This window comes from Pseudothauera rhizosphaerae, from assembly GCF_004801305.1.
GTDB classification, from domain to species: Bacteria; Pseudomonadota; Gammaproteobacteria; order Burkholderiales; family Rhodocyclaceae; genus Pseudothauera; species Pseudothauera rhizosphaerae.
Window position 1 is genome coordinate 296899 of record NZ_SSOD01000005.1, and the last position, 14687, is coordinate 311585.

Annotated in this window: 15 protein-coding genes; 13 read left to right on the forward strand and 2 right to left on the reverse strand. The window is 67.7% G+C overall.

The genetic code is table 11. The features are described 5' to 3' along the window. The first annotated feature begins 13 nt into the window (after positions 1 to 13). Together E6O51_RS22065 and E6O51_RS22380 are read left to right on the forward strand one after the other, a co-directional pair. Entirely contained in the window at positions 14 to 163 is a 150-nt protein-coding gene (locus tag E6O51_RS22065; RefSeq protein ID WP_211091363.1) for a hypothetical protein, read from the forward strand. A 45-nt stretch (positions 164 to 208) separates the two neighbouring features. Continuing rightward, on the forward strand, positions 209 to 334 hold the full coding sequence (locus E6O51_RS22380; RefSeq protein ID WP_269140100.1) for a hypothetical protein: 126 nt from the start codon (positions 209 to 211) through the stop codon (positions 332 to 334). A 30-nt stretch (positions 335 to 364) separates the two neighbouring features. Here E6O51_RS22380 and E6O51_RS08770 read toward each other — a convergent pair whose 3' ends face one another. After that, the gene (locus tag E6O51_RS08770; protein WP_136384595.1) at positions 365 to 1696 is read right to left on the reverse strand and encodes a ferredoxin reductase family protein; all 1332 of its coding nucleotides are present in this window, start codon (positions 1694 to 1696) and stop codon (positions 365 to 367) included. A 339-nt stretch (positions 1697 to 2035) separates the two neighbouring features. Here E6O51_RS08770 and E6O51_RS08775 point away from each other — a divergent pair, with 339 nt between their 5' ends. From E6O51_RS08775 to E6O51_RS08825, 11 genes are all read left to right on the forward strand, one after another. Continuing rightward, positions 2036 to 3598, forward strand: a complete 1563-nt coding sequence (locus E6O51_RS08775; protein ID WP_136384596.1) for an ABC transporter substrate-binding protein — start codon at positions 2036 to 2038, stop codon at positions 3596 to 3598. Between the two features lie 197 nt (positions 3599 to 3795). After that, the gene (locus tag E6O51_RS08780; RefSeq protein WP_136384597.1) at positions 3796 to 4734 is read left to right on the forward strand and encodes an ABC transporter permease; all 939 of its coding nucleotides are present in this window, start codon (positions 3796 to 3798) and stop codon (positions 4732 to 4734) included. Positions 4735 to 4751: 17 nt separating this feature from the next. Beyond that, positions 4752 to 5639, forward strand: coding sequence for an ABC transporter permease (locus E6O51_RS08785; RefSeq protein WP_136384598.1), 888 nt, complete (start codon positions 4752 to 4754; stop codon positions 5637 to 5639). 10 nt (positions 5640 to 5649) lie between these two features. Next, entirely contained in the window at positions 5650 to 6666 is a 1017-nt protein-coding gene (locus tag E6O51_RS08790; protein ID WP_136384599.1) for an ABC transporter ATP-binding protein, read from the forward strand. Beyond that, positions 6663 to 7652, forward strand: a complete 990-nt coding sequence (locus E6O51_RS08795; RefSeq protein WP_136384600.1) for an ABC transporter ATP-binding protein — start codon at positions 6663 to 6665, stop codon at positions 7650 to 7652. The genes E6O51_RS08790 and E6O51_RS08795 overlap by 4 nt, the downstream gene beginning before the upstream one ends. Positions 7653 to 7682: 30 nt before the next feature. Beyond that, a complete protein-coding gene (locus E6O51_RS08800) occupies positions 7683 to 8909 on the forward strand; it encodes a diaminopropionate ammonia-lyase (RefSeq protein WP_136384601.1) in 1227 nt (408 codons plus the stop codon). A gap of 214 nt (positions 8910 to 9123) precedes the next feature. Further along, on the forward strand, positions 9124 to 10386 hold the full coding sequence (locus E6O51_RS08805) for a Zn-dependent hydrolase (RefSeq protein WP_230976738.1): 1263 nt from the start codon (positions 9124 to 9126) through the stop codon (positions 10384 to 10386). Then, on the forward strand, positions 10383 to 11327 hold the full coding sequence (locus E6O51_RS08810; RefSeq protein WP_136384603.1) for an N-carbamoyl-D-amino-acid hydrolase: 945 nt from the start codon (positions 10383 to 10385) through the stop codon (positions 11325 to 11327). Before E6O51_RS08805 ends, E6O51_RS08810 begins: the two co-directional genes overlap by 4 nt. 133 nt (positions 11328 to 11460) lie before the next feature. Continuing rightward, positions 11461 to 12321 (forward strand): MurR/RpiR family transcriptional regulator, encoded by an 861-nt coding sequence (locus tag E6O51_RS08815; protein ID WP_136384604.1) that lies wholly within the window; start codon positions 11461 to 11463, stop codon positions 12319 to 12321. 171 nt (positions 12322 to 12492) lie between these two features. Then, positions 12493 to 12777 carry a hypothetical protein gene (locus tag E6O51_RS08820; RefSeq protein WP_136384605.1) on the forward strand — a complete coding sequence of 95 codons (285 nt, stop codon included), beginning with the start codon at positions 12493 to 12495 and terminating at the stop codon, positions 12775 to 12777. Then, positions 12765 to 13073 carry a type II toxin-antitoxin system RelE/ParE family toxin gene (locus tag E6O51_RS08825; protein ID WP_211091364.1) on the forward strand — a complete coding sequence of 103 codons (309 nt, stop codon included), beginning with the start codon at positions 12765 to 12767 and terminating at the stop codon, positions 13071 to 13073. Before E6O51_RS08820 ends, E6O51_RS08825 begins: the two co-directional genes overlap by 13 nt. A 123-nt stretch (positions 13074 to 13196) precedes the next feature. On the opposite strand, the gene E6O51_RS08830 is transcribed toward E6O51_RS08825, so the two are convergent. Continuing rightward, the gene (locus tag E6O51_RS08830; protein WP_136384607.1) at positions 13197 to 14432 is read right to left on the reverse strand and encodes a hypothetical protein; all 1236 of its coding nucleotides are present in this window, start codon (positions 14430 to 14432) and stop codon (positions 13197 to 13199) included. Positions 14433 to 14687 lie beyond the last annotated feature (255 nt).

Below are 14687 nucleotides of genomic sequence, written 5' to 3' on the forward strand. Positions count from 1 at the left end.
GCTGGAGGCCATCATGTCCACCCGAATCCCCATCGTCCCCCTGATGCTGGTGCTTGCCGGTCCCGCCCTGGCGGCGGACACGCCCGCCCTGCGCGAGCCTGGTCGCGGCGAACTGCTCTACGCCACCCACTGCATCGCCTGCCACGACGCCCAGCCGCGCTGACGGGACAGGAAGGTCGCCACCGACTGGGCGGGGCTGCTGGCGGAGGTGGAACGCTGGCAGGCAGCGGACAATCTGGGCTGGAACGGGGAAGATGTGCGCGAGGTGGCGCGCTACCTCAACGGGCGCTACTACCGCTACCCGGCCCCGGTGGCGCGGGACGCGGAGCGCTGAAGCCCGCGCCGCGCCCGGCCCGTCGTCCGCTCAGCGCATCTCGAACAGCTCCTGGTGGAAGTCCGCCCGAGGGAGACCGGTGCCGGCGAACTGGTGGCGCAGGGCATCGCCGAAGGTGGCGGGGCCGCAGAACCAGACATCAGCGCTGCGCCAGTCGGGCACGGTGCGGCGGATGCGTTCCGCGTCCAGCAGGCCGTCGCGGCTGCTCACCAGGACGTGCAGCGCGACGCCGGCCCGCTCGGCGTACTGACGCAGGCGATCGATGAAGCCCGTGTCCGGCATCGCCGTGCTGTAGAAGAGATCGACGGGCTTGCCCCCGGCCTTTCCTGCCAGCGCCTGCAGGCGGGCGATGAAGGGCGTGATGCCGATGCCGCCCGCCACCCATACCTGGCGCGGCCTGTCGCCGGCGAAGTCGAAACGGCCGTAGGGGCCTTCCACCGTGACCGGGTCACCCACCTTCAGCGTACTCGGCAGGGTCGCGGTGTAGTCGCCCAGCGCCTTGATCAGGAACACCAGGCGCCCGTCGCCCGTCCAGGCCGAGGAAATGGTGAAGGGGTGCGGCCCTTCGGCGGGATCGAAGGTGACGAAGGCGAACTGCCCGGCCTCATGCCCGGCCCAGCGCCCGCGCAGCCGGACCGCGACCTGCAGCACGCGATTGTCCGCGTGGTGCACCAGCGCCTCGATCTCACCGGCCGCCTTGCGGCTGTGGCCGACGCGGCGGAACAGGGACACACAGGCCGCCACCGTGCCGCCGGCCATCAGCAGAGCCATCACCACGCCCACCGGCTGGCTCCAGTAGCCGAAATCCACCAGTACCGTGGCGTGGACGACCAGGACCAGATAGGCGACGGCGAGTACCCGGTGCGTCTTGAAGAAGTGGCGGTAGGGGAAGCGCTTCACCAGCGCCAGCACGATCAGCACCACGGCCGCATAGAAGGCCCATTCACCGATCGACTCGGCCAAGCCGCGCTGTTCCTGGAAGAAACGGAAGATCTCCACCGGCTGTTCCGGCCGTGGCCCGCGCATGGGGCGCTCCAGCCAGCCCCAGCCGACCATCCACTTGGGCACGGTGGCCCAGGCCCAGTGGATGACGGCGATCACCAGCCCGGTGATGCCCAGCCACTTGTGCAGCCGGTAGCCCTTGTCCAGCCCGCCCAGCCGGGCGTCCACCCAGGCCGGGCGCGCCGCCAGCATCACGGCGACGCTCATGACGCCGATGGCGAGGATGCCGGTGTAGTTCATCATCGCCGTACGCAGCGGGAAGAACTTGATGGTTTCGCTCCACAGCACGGAGTCGGCCGCCAGCCAGAGCAGGCTGAGACCGGCGAGCAGGGCCAGATAGGTGAGCTTGATGTTTTTCATGATGCGGCCTGTAGTGGAAGCCGGCAGCGCTGCCCGCCCGCGCGGGCCGCTGCCACGCTTTCACTTTGGCACCGGTGTCCCGCCGCCGGTGTATCGCTTCGTAGGCGCATGCGCCACTTCGGTGCATGCTGAAAGGATATGTGGGAGCTCCGTAATTTCATCAATGAATTCAGTGTATTGAGATGCACTATCATGGTGCCGAAGGAGGCGCTGATGCACCAGGATAGAAACAATAATTTCAGTATTGACGTTACTGAAATTATTGTTTTAACGTGCCGCCAACGGCCCCGGAAACGGGTCCGGAATCCTCCCCTTCAGCCTCCTCCAAAGGAGTAAGTGATGCGCCTCCCCGCCACCCGCCTGCTGTCCGCATGTCTGTTCTCGGCCGCCGCCTTTTCCGCCGTCCCGGCGCTGGCGGCGACCATCCACATGATCCCGCAGGGCGACCTCAAGATCCTCGATCCGATCCAGAACCCGTCCTACATCACCCGCAACCACGGCTACATGATCTACGACACGCTCTTCTCGCAGAACGCGAAGGGCGAGGTGAAGCCGCAGATGGTCGACACCTGGAAGGTCTCCGCCGACCAGAAGACCTGGACCTTCACGCTGCGCTCCGGCCTCAAGTGGAGCGACGGCACGCCGGTGACCGCCGCCGACTGCGTGGCCTCCCTGAAGCGCTGGGGGGCGAAGGACGTTTCCGGCCGCCTGCTGTTCGCCGCCGTCGGCGAGATCAAGGCCATCGACGCGGCGAGCTTCGCCATCGTGCTGAAGGCGCCCTTCGGCCCGGTGCTGGAAATGCTCGGCAAGCCCTCGTCCAACGTGCCCTTCATGATGCCGGAGCGCGTGGCCGCCACCGACCCCAACGAGCAGATCAAGGACACCACCGGCTCCGGCCCCTTCGTCTTCAAGCGCGACGAATGGGTGCCGGGCAGCAAGGTGGTGTACGTGAAGAACCCCCACTACCTGCCGCGCCAGGAGCCGGCCGACGGTCTCGCCGGCGGCAAGGTGGTGAAGGTGGATCGCGTGGAGTGGAACTACATCCCCGACCAGAACACCGCGCTCACCGCCTTCCGCAACGGCGAGATGGACGTCTACGAGCTGCCGCCGGCCGACTTCATCACCCCGCTCGCCGGCGACGCCAGCGTCAAGCTCGCCACCGACAACCTGGGCAACCAGGGCTGGCTGCGCCCCAACCACCTGGCCGCGCCCTTCGACAATCCCAAGGCCCGCCAGGCCCTGTACTACCTAGTGAATCAGGACGAATACCTGGCCGCCGCCGGCTTTCCGCAGGACTACCGCCACAAGACCTGCACCGCCTACTTCATGTGCGGCAGCGTGAACGAGACCGCCGCCGGCGCCACCCCCTACGCCGCCGGCCAGAACCTGGCGAAGGCCAAGCAACTGCTGCAGGAGGCGGGCTACAAGGGCGAGAAGATCGTCGTGCTGGCCCCGTCCGAACCGCCGGTGCAGGCTGCCGCGGCCATGGTCACGATCCAGAACCTGAAGAAGATCGGCGTCAACGTGGAAGCCCAGGCCATGGACTGGAGCACGCTGCTGGCGCGCCGTTCCAAGAAGGAAGGCTGGCACATCTTCCACACCTTCTCGGTGGGCGCCGACGTGTTCTCGCCCGCGGTCAACGCCTACGCCCAGGCCAACTGCGACAAGGCCCCGTCCGGCTGGCCGTGCGACGCCAGGCTGGAAGAACTGCGTGCCGCCTGGGTGGCCGAAGGCGATGCGACCAAGCGCAAGGCGATCACCGACGAGCTGCAGACGCGCATGTACGAGGTGGTGCCCTACGTGAATTTCGGCCAGTTCTTCCAGCCGATGGCCTACCGCAGCAACCTGTCCGGCGTGCTCAACGTGGGCGTGCCGGTGATGTGGAATATCGAGAAGAAGTAAGGCGCGGGCGCCATGGGTTACGTCCCTCCCCCTTCAAGGGGGAGGTTAGGAGGGGGATGGGGTTTTCCGTGCCTGTTGGAACCCCATCCCCACCCCTGCCTTCCCCTTGAAGGGGAGGGAGCAAACCGTCGCGGTGCCACTTGCCGTGCCAACAGGAACACTACCGGTCACATCCACCCAACCGCGGACCTTCGCCCATGAACTACCTGATCAAGCGCATCCTGGCGGTGATCCCGGTGCTGGCCGTGGTCGCGGTCATCGTCTTCCTGCTGCTGCACCTGTCGCCGGGCGATCCGGCGGTGATCATCGCGGGCGACACCGCCAGCGCCGCGGACATCGAGCACATCCGCCACACCCTGGGCCTCGACCGGCCGCTGCCCGAGCAGTTCGCCGGCTGGCTGGGGCAGGTGCTGCAGGGCAATCTGGGGGTGTCGGTGTTCACCGGCCTGCCGGTGGCCGAGATGATCGCCCAGCGCGTGGAGCCGACGTTGTGGGTTTCCGCGCTGACCATGCTGTTCGCCGTGGTGTTCGCGCTGCCCATGGGCATCCTCGCCGCGTGGAAGGCCGGCACCTGGGTGGACCGGCTGATCTCCGGCCTCGCGGTGGCGGCCTTCTCGCTGCCGGTGTTCGTCATCGGCTACGGGCTGGTGTACGGCTTTTCCACCACCCTGGGCTGGTTCCCGGTGCAGGGCTTCAAGAGCCTGTCCGAAGGCTTCGTGCCCTTCATCCGCCACCTGGCGCTGCCGGTGGTGAGCGGCGGGCTGATCTACATGGCGCTGCTGGCGCGCATGACGCGCTCCACCATGCTGGAAGTGCTGGGCGAGGACTACATCCGCACCGCCCGCGCCAAGGGTCTGTCCAGCCGCCGCCTGCTGCTGCGCCACGCGCTCAAGAACGCCGCGGTGCCCATCGTCACCACCATCGGCCTGGGCATCGCCATGCTGCTGTCGGGCGTCATCGTCACCGAGAGCGTGTTCGCCATTCCCGGCATCGGCCGCCTCACCGTCGATTCCATCCTGCGCCGGGACTACCCGGTGATCCAGGGCATCGTGCTGGTGACCGCCGCCGCCTACGTGGCGATCAACCTCGTCACCGACCTGCTGTACGGGCTGTTCGACCCGCGCATCCGTTACTGAGCACCCGGGAATCCGCCATGGAAGACACCATGATCGCCACGCTGGAAGCGCGCCTGGAACGGCAGCGCCGCCGCCCGCGCGCGCTCGCCTTCGCACTCCGCCACCCGGTGCTGGTGGCGGGCGCCGCGCTGCTGCTGGCGATGCTCGCGCTGGCCCTGTTCGCGCCCTGGATCGCCAGCCACGACCCCACCGAGATGAACGTGCTGCAGCGACTCAAGCCGCCGTCCGCGGAATACCTCTTCGGCACGGACGCCCTGGGCCGCGACATCTTCTCCCGCACCCTGCACGGCGCCCGCGTGTCCCTGCTGGTGGGCGTGGCGGTGGCGCTGCTGGCGGCGCTCGCCGGCATCCTCATCGGCACCGTGGCCGGCTACAGCCGCCTGGCCGACGCCCTCATCATGCGGGTCATGGACGGCATGATGGCCATCCCCGGCATCCTGCTGGCGGTGGCGCTGATGACGCTGATCCACGCCAGCATCGCCACCGTGGTCATCGCCATCGCCCTGCCGGAGATTCCGCGCGTGGTGCGCCTGGTGCGTTCGCTGGTGCTGACCATCCGCGAGCAGCCCTACATCCAGGCTGCGCAGGCCATGGGCACGCGGCTGCCGCTGATCCTCGCGCGCCACGTGGTGCCCAACCTGCTCACCCCGCTGATCGTGCAGGCGAGCTTCATCTGCGCCTCGGCGATGATCTTCGAGGCCTACCTCAGCTTCCTCGGCGCCGGCACGCCGCCGGAGGTGCCGAGCTGGGGCAACATGATGGCCGAGGGCCGCTCCGTGGTGCAGCTCGCCTTCGGCACCATCCTCTATCCCGGCCTCTTCCTTGGCCTCACCGTGCTGGCGGTCAACCTGGTCGGCGACGGCCTGCGCGACCTGCTCGACCCGCGCATCGCCCGCAAGCTGTGAGGCAAGCGACATGAACCAAGCCCATCCCGCCCCCATCCTCGAAGTGGACGACCTGCGCATCGCCTTCGCCAGCCCGGACGGCATCGTGCGCGCGGTCGACGGCGTGTCCTGGCAGCTCTTTCCCGGCGAGATGCTGGGCATCGTCGGCGAATCCGGCTGCGGCAAGAGCGTCACCGCCATGTCGGTGCTGCGCCTCTTGCCCGGCCCGCCGGCCATGTACGCCAGCGGCGCGATCCGCTTCCGCGGCGAGAACCTGCTCGACGCCACCGAAGCGCGCATGCGCGAGCTGCGCGGCAACGCCATCTCCATGATCTTCCAGGACCCGATGACCTCGCTCAACCCGGTGCTGACCATCGGCGAGCAGATCGCCGAGGTGCTGATGCTGCACCAGGGCCTGGGCAGGCGCGCCGCCTGGACGCGCGCCGCCGAGATGCTGGACCTGGTCGGCATCCCCGACCCGCAGCGCCGCGTGTGCGAGTATCCGCACCAGTTCTCCGGCGGCATGCGCCAGCGGGCGATGATCGCGCTGGCGCTGGCCTGCAGCCCGGCGGTGCTGATCGCCGACGAGCCCACCACGGCGCTGGACGTCACCATCCAGGCGCAGATCATGGACCTGCTCGACCGCCTGCGCCGGGAGATGGGCACCGCCATCGTGCTCATCACCCACGACCTGGGCGTGGTCGCCGAGAGCTGCGACCGGGTGGTGGTCATGTACGCCGGCAACAAGGTCGAAGAGGCGGCGGTGGACGAGCTCTTCGCCCGCCCCACCCACCCCTACACCCGCGGCCTGCTCGGCGCCATGCCGGATCTCGACACCCCGGTGGAGGCGGGCCGCCGCCGGCTCGCGGAGATTCCCGGCATGGTGCCCTCCCTCAAGCAGGCCGCCGTCGGCTGCCGCTTCGCGCCGCGCTGCGCCTATGCGGAGGCGGGCTGCCACCGCACCGTCCCGGCGCTGGCGCCGCTGGCCGTCGGCCACGCGGTCGCCTGCCTGCGGGCCATCGACATCCTGGAAGGAGCCCCGGCATGAACGCCCGGACCCTCGCCGTCGAGCGCGCGCCCCTGCTCGCCGTGGAAAACCTGGTCAAGCACTACCCCACCCGCCGCGGCTGGCGCGCCGGCCCGCCGGTCAAGGCGGCGGACGGCATCTCCTTCGATCTGGAAGAGGGCGAGACCCTGGGCCTGGTGGGCGAATCCGGCTGCGGCAAGTCCACCGCCGCCAAGACCCTGCTGCGCCTGATCGAACCCACCGCCGGCCGCATCATGCTGGAAGGCACGGACCTCGCCCGCCTGCCGGCCCACCGTTTCCGCCGCTACCGGCGCGAGATGCAGATGGTGTTCCAGGACCCCTACGCCTCGCTCAACCCGCGCATGCGCGCCGGGGACATCGTCGCCGAACCCCTGCGCAACTTCGGCTGGGACAACAGCGACGGCCCGGCCCGCGTCGCCGACCTCTTCGGCCGCGTGGGCCTGCCGGCGGACGCCATGCGCAAGTACCCCCACGAGTTTTCCGGCGGTCAGCGCCAGCGCCTGGGCATCGCCCGTGCGCTCGCCCTGCGGCCCAAGCTTATCGTCTGCGACGAGCCGGTGTCGGCGCTGGACGTCTCCATCCAGGCCCAGGTCATCAACCTGCTGGAAGACCTGCAGGACGAGCTGAAGCTCTCCTACCTCTTCGTTGCCCACGACCTCGCCGTGGTGCGCCACATCAGCCACCGGGTGGCGGTCATGTACCTGGGCCGCATCGTCGAGATCGGCCCGGTGGAGGACATCTACGCCCGCCCGCGCCACCCTTACACCCGCGCACTGCTGTCCGCGGTGCCCAAGGTCGGCGGACGCGGCAAGGGCGAGCGCATGCTGCTGAAGGGCGACCTGCCCAGCCCGGCCAATCCGCCCTCCGGCTGCGCCTTCCGCACCCGCTGCCCCTTCGCCCGCGCCGAATGCGCCGAGCGCGCCCCGCAGCTTTCCGGCGACGGCGCCCACCGGGTCGCCTGCCACTTTGCTGACCAGATCGCCTGAGCACCACCGACACCCAGCCCCGGAGATTTCATGACCGCCCTGCCCGACACCTTCGCCTCCCTGCCGCTGGCCCGCTGCGCCGGCCGTCCGGCGACGGGTGCCTATCCCGACCGCCTCAAGCCCGTCCTCAGCCTCGCCGCCCACGCCGAGGCCATGACCGAGATCGCCGACTGGCCCGGCTATGCGCCCACGCCCCTGGTGGCCCTGTCCGGCCTCGCCCGTGCCGCGGGCCTGGGCGCCATCCACTACAAGCACGAGGCCGGCCGCTTCGGCCTGGGCAGCTTCAAGGCCCTGGGCGGCGCCTACGCCGTGCTGCGCCTGCTGAAGAAGGAAATCCTGCGCCGCACCGGCCAGCAGGCCACCAGCCGCGACCTGCTGGCGGGCCGCTTCCGCGACGTGGCGGCCGACATCACCGTCACCTGCGCCACGGACGGCAACCACGGCCGCTCCGTGGCCTGGGGCGCCCAGGTGTTCGGCTGCCGCTGCGTGATCTACATCCACGCCACCGTCTCCGAAGGCCGCCGCGCCGCCATCGCCCGCTACGGCGCCGAGGTGGTGCGCACCGCCGGCAACTACGACGATGCGGTGCGGGCGGCGGACGCCGCGGCGAAGGAACACGGCCGCTTCGTGGTCTCCGACACCTCCTACCCCGGCTACACCGACGTGCCCCGGGACGTGATGCAGGGCTACTCGGTGATGGTGGAGGAAGCCCTGCGCCAGTGGCCGGAAGCCGCGCCTCCCACCCACGTCTTCGTGCAGGGCGGCGTGGGCGGGCTGGCCGCCGCGGTGTGCGCGCAGATGTGGGAACGCCTGGGCGACGGACGCGGGCGCTTCGTCGTCGTCGAACCGGACAAGGCCGCCTGCCTGTACGAATCCGCCCGCGCCGGCCGGCCGGTCGCCGTGCATGGCGACCTCGACACGCTGATGGCGGGCCTGGCCTGCGGCGAAGTGTCCCTGATCGCCTGGGATGTGCTGGAAGCCGGTGCCGCCGACTTCCTCACTGTGCCCGACGAAGCCGCGGTGGCCTGCATGCGCCTGCTGGCCGATGCGCCCTGCGGCGACACGCCCATCGCCGCCGGCGAATCCGCCGTTGCGGGCCTCGCCGGCCTGCTGATGGCCGCGAGCCGCCCGGACGTGGCCGCCGCGCTGGGCCTGGGGCCGGACTGCCGCGTGCTGCTCTTCGGCAGCGAAGGCGCCACCGACCCGGCGCTCTACGAGCAGTTGGTAGGGCGCGCAGCTGAAGGGGTGGAAAGATGAGCGGTATGCGACGGACGTGCCGCCCTGTACGCCACCGACCGCGGATGGAGTCTTTGCCTGGGCGTGCCAAACCCATCCCCCTCCCGGCCTCCCCCTTGAAGGGGGAGGAGATGTCCGTCCGGCTGGCACCGATGACTCCCTCCCCTTCAAGGGGAGGGTTAGGGTGGGGATGGGTTTCGTCCCCCCTGGTCCAGCACATTCGCAGGAGCACCTCGTGAGTCTCCTCAACCTGCAGATCGACCCCGACCGCCTGCACCGCCGCATCGCCGCCCTTGCCGAAGTGGGCGCCATCGAAGGCGGCGGCTGTGCCCGCCTGGCGCTCACCGACGCCGACCGCGCCGGCCGCGACCTCGTGTGCGGCTGGATGCGCGAACTGGGCCTGGCCGTCACCGTGGACGCCATCGGCAACGTGGTCGGCGTGCGCGCCGGCCGTGTCGACGGCCCGCCGGTGATGACCGGCTCCCACATCGACACCGTGCGCACCGGCGGCCGCTACGACGGCAACTACGGCGTGCTCGCCGGGCTGGAAGTGGTCGCCGCGCTGAACGACGCCGGCGTCACCACCGAACACCCGCTGGCGGTGGCCTTCTTCACCAACGAGGAAGGCGCCCGCTTCGCCCCGGACATGATGGGCAGCCTGGTCTACACCGGGGTGCTGGCGCTGGACGAGGCGCTGGCCGTGCAGGGCATAGACGGCGCCACCGTGGGCGGGGAACTCGCCCGCATCGGCTACGCCGGCCCCGCGCCCGTGCCCGGTGCAGTGCCCCGCGCCTTCGTCGAACTGCACGTGGAGCAGGGCCCGGTGCTGGACCGGGAAGGCACGGAGATCGGCGTCGTCGAATCGGTGCAGGGCATCTCCTGGACGGAGATCGACATCCGCGGCACCTCCAACCACGCCGGCACCACGCCCATGAGCCTGCGCCGGGACGCGGGCTGGGCGGCGGGTTCCATCATCGCCTTCGTGCGCGAACTGGCGCAGGAACTGGGCGGCGACCAGGTCGCCACCGTGGGCCGCATCGAGTTCTTCCCCAACCTGGTGAACGTCGTGCCCAACCGGGCCGTGCTCACCGTGGACCTGCGCAACACGGACGAAGCCCGCCTGCGGCTCGCCGAAGCGCGCCTCGCCGCCCATCTGGACGCGCTGCGCGACGCGGAGAAGGTGGACATCGCCACCCGCAAGCTCGCTCGCTTCGCCCCCGTGCCCTTCGCCCCGGAAATGACCGCCCGCATCGAGCGCCATGCCCGCGCCCAGGGCCTTTCCACCCGCCGCATGCCCAGCGGCGCCGGCCACGACGCCCAGATGCTCGCCGCCGTGTGCCCCACGGCGATGATCTTCGTACCCAGCGTGGATGGCATCAGCCACAACGTGCGCGAATACACCCGACCCCACCACATCGAAGCCGGCGCCCGCGTGCTGCTCGCCGTCCTGGGCGAGCTGGCCGGGGCCACCGAACCGGCAGGAGAACGCAAGCCATGACCCGCAAGCTCATCGTGGGCGCCGCCCAGCTCGGCCCCATCGCCCGCAACGAATCGCGCCCCCGGGTGGTCGCCCGCCTGATCCAGCTGATGCGCGAAGCCAAGGCCCGCGGCTGCGACGTGGTGGCCTACCCGGAACTCGCCCTCACCACCTTCTTCCCGCGCTGGTACACCGAGGACCAGGCCGAGATCGACGCCTGGTTCGAGCGCGAGATGCCCGGCCCGGAAACCAGGCCCCTGTTCGACGAGGCGAAGAAGCTCGGCATCGGCTTCTACCTGGGCTACGCGGAACTCGCCCGGGAAGCCGACGGCCTGCACCGTTACAACACCGCCATCCTGGTGGACAAGAGCGGTGCCATCGTCGGCAAGTACCGCAAGGTGCACCTGCCCGGCCACCGCCAGCACGAACCCTGGCGCGCCTTCCAGCACCTGGAGAAGCGCTACTTCGAACGGGGCGACCTGGGCTTCGGCGCCTGGCGCACCCTCGGCGGCATCATGGGCATGGCCCTGTGCAACGACCGCCGCTGGCCCGAAACCTACCGCGTGCTCGGCCTGCAGGGCGTGGAGATGGCCTTCATCGGCTACAACACCCCCATCCACTACCCCCCCGTGCCGGAACACGACCACCTGCAGGGCTTCCACAACCACCTCGTGCTGCAGGCCGGCGCCTACCAGAACGGCATGTGGATCACCGGCATCGCCAAGGCCGGCAAGGAGGAGGGCTGCGACCTGCTCGGCCAGAGCTGCATCATCGCCCCCACCGGCGAGATCGTCGCCATGTGCTCCACCGTGGAAGACGAACTGGTCACCGCCGTGTGCGACCTCGACCGCTGCCGCGAACTCAAGGACAATGTTTTCAACTTCGGCCTGCACCGGGAGCCCGAGACCTACCGGCTCATCGTGGAGACCAAAGGCCCCGTCGAACCCGCACCGGCCCCGTAGCCCGGATCAGGCCATGGGCCGGAATCCGGGAGCGGCGTTCGGAGCCTGCACCGCCAACCCCGGATTCCGCTCCGCTCCATCCGGGCTACGCCTCCCGCCCACCGGTTGTTTGCGCCATTAGACGCCACCCCGCATGACCCCCAAGCCCGCCAAACGCTTCCGCCCCATCGACGAGCGCATCGAAGCCCTCACCGAACCCCTGCCCGACTCGGAGCGCAAGCTGGCGGAACTCCTCGCCGCCCAGCCCGCCCTGCTCGCCACCCACTCCGCCACGGAACTGGCCCAGATCGCCGCCAGCTCCAAGGCCGCCGTCACCCGCTTCATCCAGCGCCTGGGCTACGAAAGCTTCGCCGCCGCCCGCCGCGAAGCCCGTGAAGCCCAGCGCTGGGGCGCCCCCGCGTTCCAGGCCGCCCCCGACCTGCCCGCCGCCACCGAGGAAGCCTTCGGCGAACACCTGCGCCGCGACCTGCAGAACCTGGCCCTGACCTTCGAGCGCCTCGCCGCCGGCGTCGTCGAACCCGCCGTCGCCACCCTGGCCCGCGCCCGCCGCATCGGCGTCGTCGGCTACCGCAACAGCCACGCCCTGGCCCAGTACTTCGCCCGCCAGCTCGTGCTGCTCAAGGACCAGGTCGTCCTGCTCCCCCAGCCCGGCCAGACCGTCGGCGAAGACCTCGCCGGCTTCGGCCCGGACGACATGCTCGTCATCCTCGCCTTCCGCCGCCGCGTCCCCATCGTCGCGGAAATCGCCCGCCACGCGAGAAAGGCCGGCATCCCCGTCCTGGTCCTCAACGACGCCGCCACCCCACCCAAGGAAGTTGACGCCACCTGGCGCATCGCCTGCGAAACGCGAGGGTCGGCGCAGTTCGATTCCTATGCCGCGGCGATGAGCGTGCTGAACCTGCTGGTGTCGGCGCTGGCGAGATTGCCGGAGATACAGGCGGGGAACCGGCTACGGGAGGCCGAGCGGCTGCACGAGGTGTTCGAGGAGTTGTAGGGCGGTGCCGGACAAGCCGATGCAGGACTGCGCGAACGCAACACCGTTCGCCCTGAGCCTGTCGAAGGGCGATTGCTCCAACCGGGTTTCGACGGATTTTCGGCGCCTTCCTTGCCCGAGCGAAATCGAGGTGCTACTTTGGTAGCACTTCCCCAAGCCCGGATTCGGCAAATGTCCACGACGTCGCTGAAACTATCCGATGAGCTCAAACAAAGAGCCATCGCCGCCGCCATGAAGCAAGGCGTCTCGCCCCATGCCTTCATGGTCCAAGCCATCGAACAGGCCGCCACCGCGGCGGAACAACGGGCAAGCTTCCTGGCTGCCGCCCTCGCGGCACGCGAGGACGCGCTGGCTTCGGGCGAAGGATACGAAGCCCACGAAGTGCATGCCTTCCTGAAGAAGCGCATCACCGACCGCAAGGCGGAGAGGCCGAAGGCGAAATCTTGGCGCGGCTGATCTATGCCGCCCAAGCGCTGGCGGATCTGGAAAGACTCACAGATTTCCTCGTCGACACGGAACCCGCTGCAGCGCTCGGAACGGTCGAACTGATCGAGGAGGCCGTCGCTATCCTGCAGAACCATCCGTTGATTGGGCGCCCCGCCGAACATGGCCTGCGGGAACTGGTGATTTCCCGCGGCCGGACGGGCTATGTGGCGCTTTATGCGTTTGAGGAAGCGCAGGACTGCGTGCTGATCCTCGCCATACGGCATCAGCGGGAGGCGGGGTATGGGGCTTCGGGGTATGGTGTCTGACCCGAGGACCTGGCTGCAGGGCGCAATAGGCCAAAGCCGTATTGCGCCGAATGGGTTTGCGCCGTGGAGAGACATTCGGCGCAATGCCCTTCGGCTATTGCGCCCTACGTGGGCTGGTCCTCTTCAGTTCTTTGCGGCCGGCCTATCCAGTGCCACCGGTTCCTTCATTCGCATCTTCAGCCACCGTCTGATGTGCCATGTACGTCCATTGCTTTGAAAGTCATGCCAGTCAAAGTACATATAGCCATCCTTCGTATGCAGGCTGGGTGCTCGAATATGACCAATGAAAGGACCAATTTTCTCTGGCTTCCGGAAGCTTATTCTTGATACCAAATCGCCAGCAATGGTATATCTGGAAACGACCATTTTGCCTGGCTCTTCCAGATGGGTAATGAACCACACATACTCATCGCAGAGTACTTTCACGCCACTGTCGAATTGTGCAGTGCGAGAGTACGGCACCTGTTTATTGCCAGTTTTGTCGTGCACGAAGCGTTGCCCCTGCATACGATCACCTGGATCCGCAGGTCTGAACACCTTCTTGCATTCCCCTTGGCGTTTCTTGTCAGAAACAAGGCTGCTCCACTCATCCCACGCGACTATACGCTCGGGCGTATATTCAACGGATTCCAGCACTTCCGGCGAGCCCTCAACTGGTAGGGGCAAGACTGCCTGGGGCAGCGGTACTCTCGGAGGGCGACAATCATCTCGACGCCGTTCGTTGCGATAGCTGTCCTTGTAAACGTAGCTCCACTCCTTATAGCTTCTCGGGATTTCATGCTGGAAGAATCTCTCGGACGAGCGGATTTTCTTTGCAATCGTTTCGTCTATCTCAGCGGCTGACAAATGTTGTTTGGGGGATTTATCACCAATAATGGAGATATTCATTCTCTTCAGGGAATCCGGAGCTCGGTCCAAGGGAACAGGGTGCCAGACATTCCTTTGTTTATGGTCATGCCTTAAATATATGAATGGCAGTTCAGTACAGCCATAAATCTGAGCGACCTCCTTTGTCGGACGGGCCGCCAAGACAATATAGGGTGTTCCGTCTACCACATCCAGCAGGACAGGCTCGACGGATACCTCACCTTGCCAGGTGAGAATCTCCCCATTTTTCGGATGAGTGAACCGTAGCTGGTGCTTGCGGAGCTTGTTCCTGGAAAGTTGATAGCCACTTCCTGCATCGCCAAAGGAATGGCTGAGTGTGTAGCTGACATTCCGCTCTAATTTCAGGGCGCTTCCGTCATGAAGAACAATTTCTTCGCTCCAGTTGTCATCCGGAACCGCTCCCGCCAACTCCAAGTCTTGCGCCAGAAGACGATCCCTGATGGCCTGCAACGACGCCAATGAAGATTTCATGTACTTTTCGGGCTCGGCACGCAGTTGTCGTATCTCTTGCGGCGATACACGTCGCCACAGTATGACCGATCCAGTTGGATTCGGTTGGCGTCCAATTCGTCGATCCACCGTTATATTCTCGGCGTTAAGGAATCGCTGATTTATTCCTCCGCCGGCGCCCCGGCACAGAGATGCGCTTGAGATAATGGAGGCTGTGTTCGAATGACAGGACGTGGGCCGATGCAATCGAGCTTTTCCGAGTTGGAGTACGCCGCC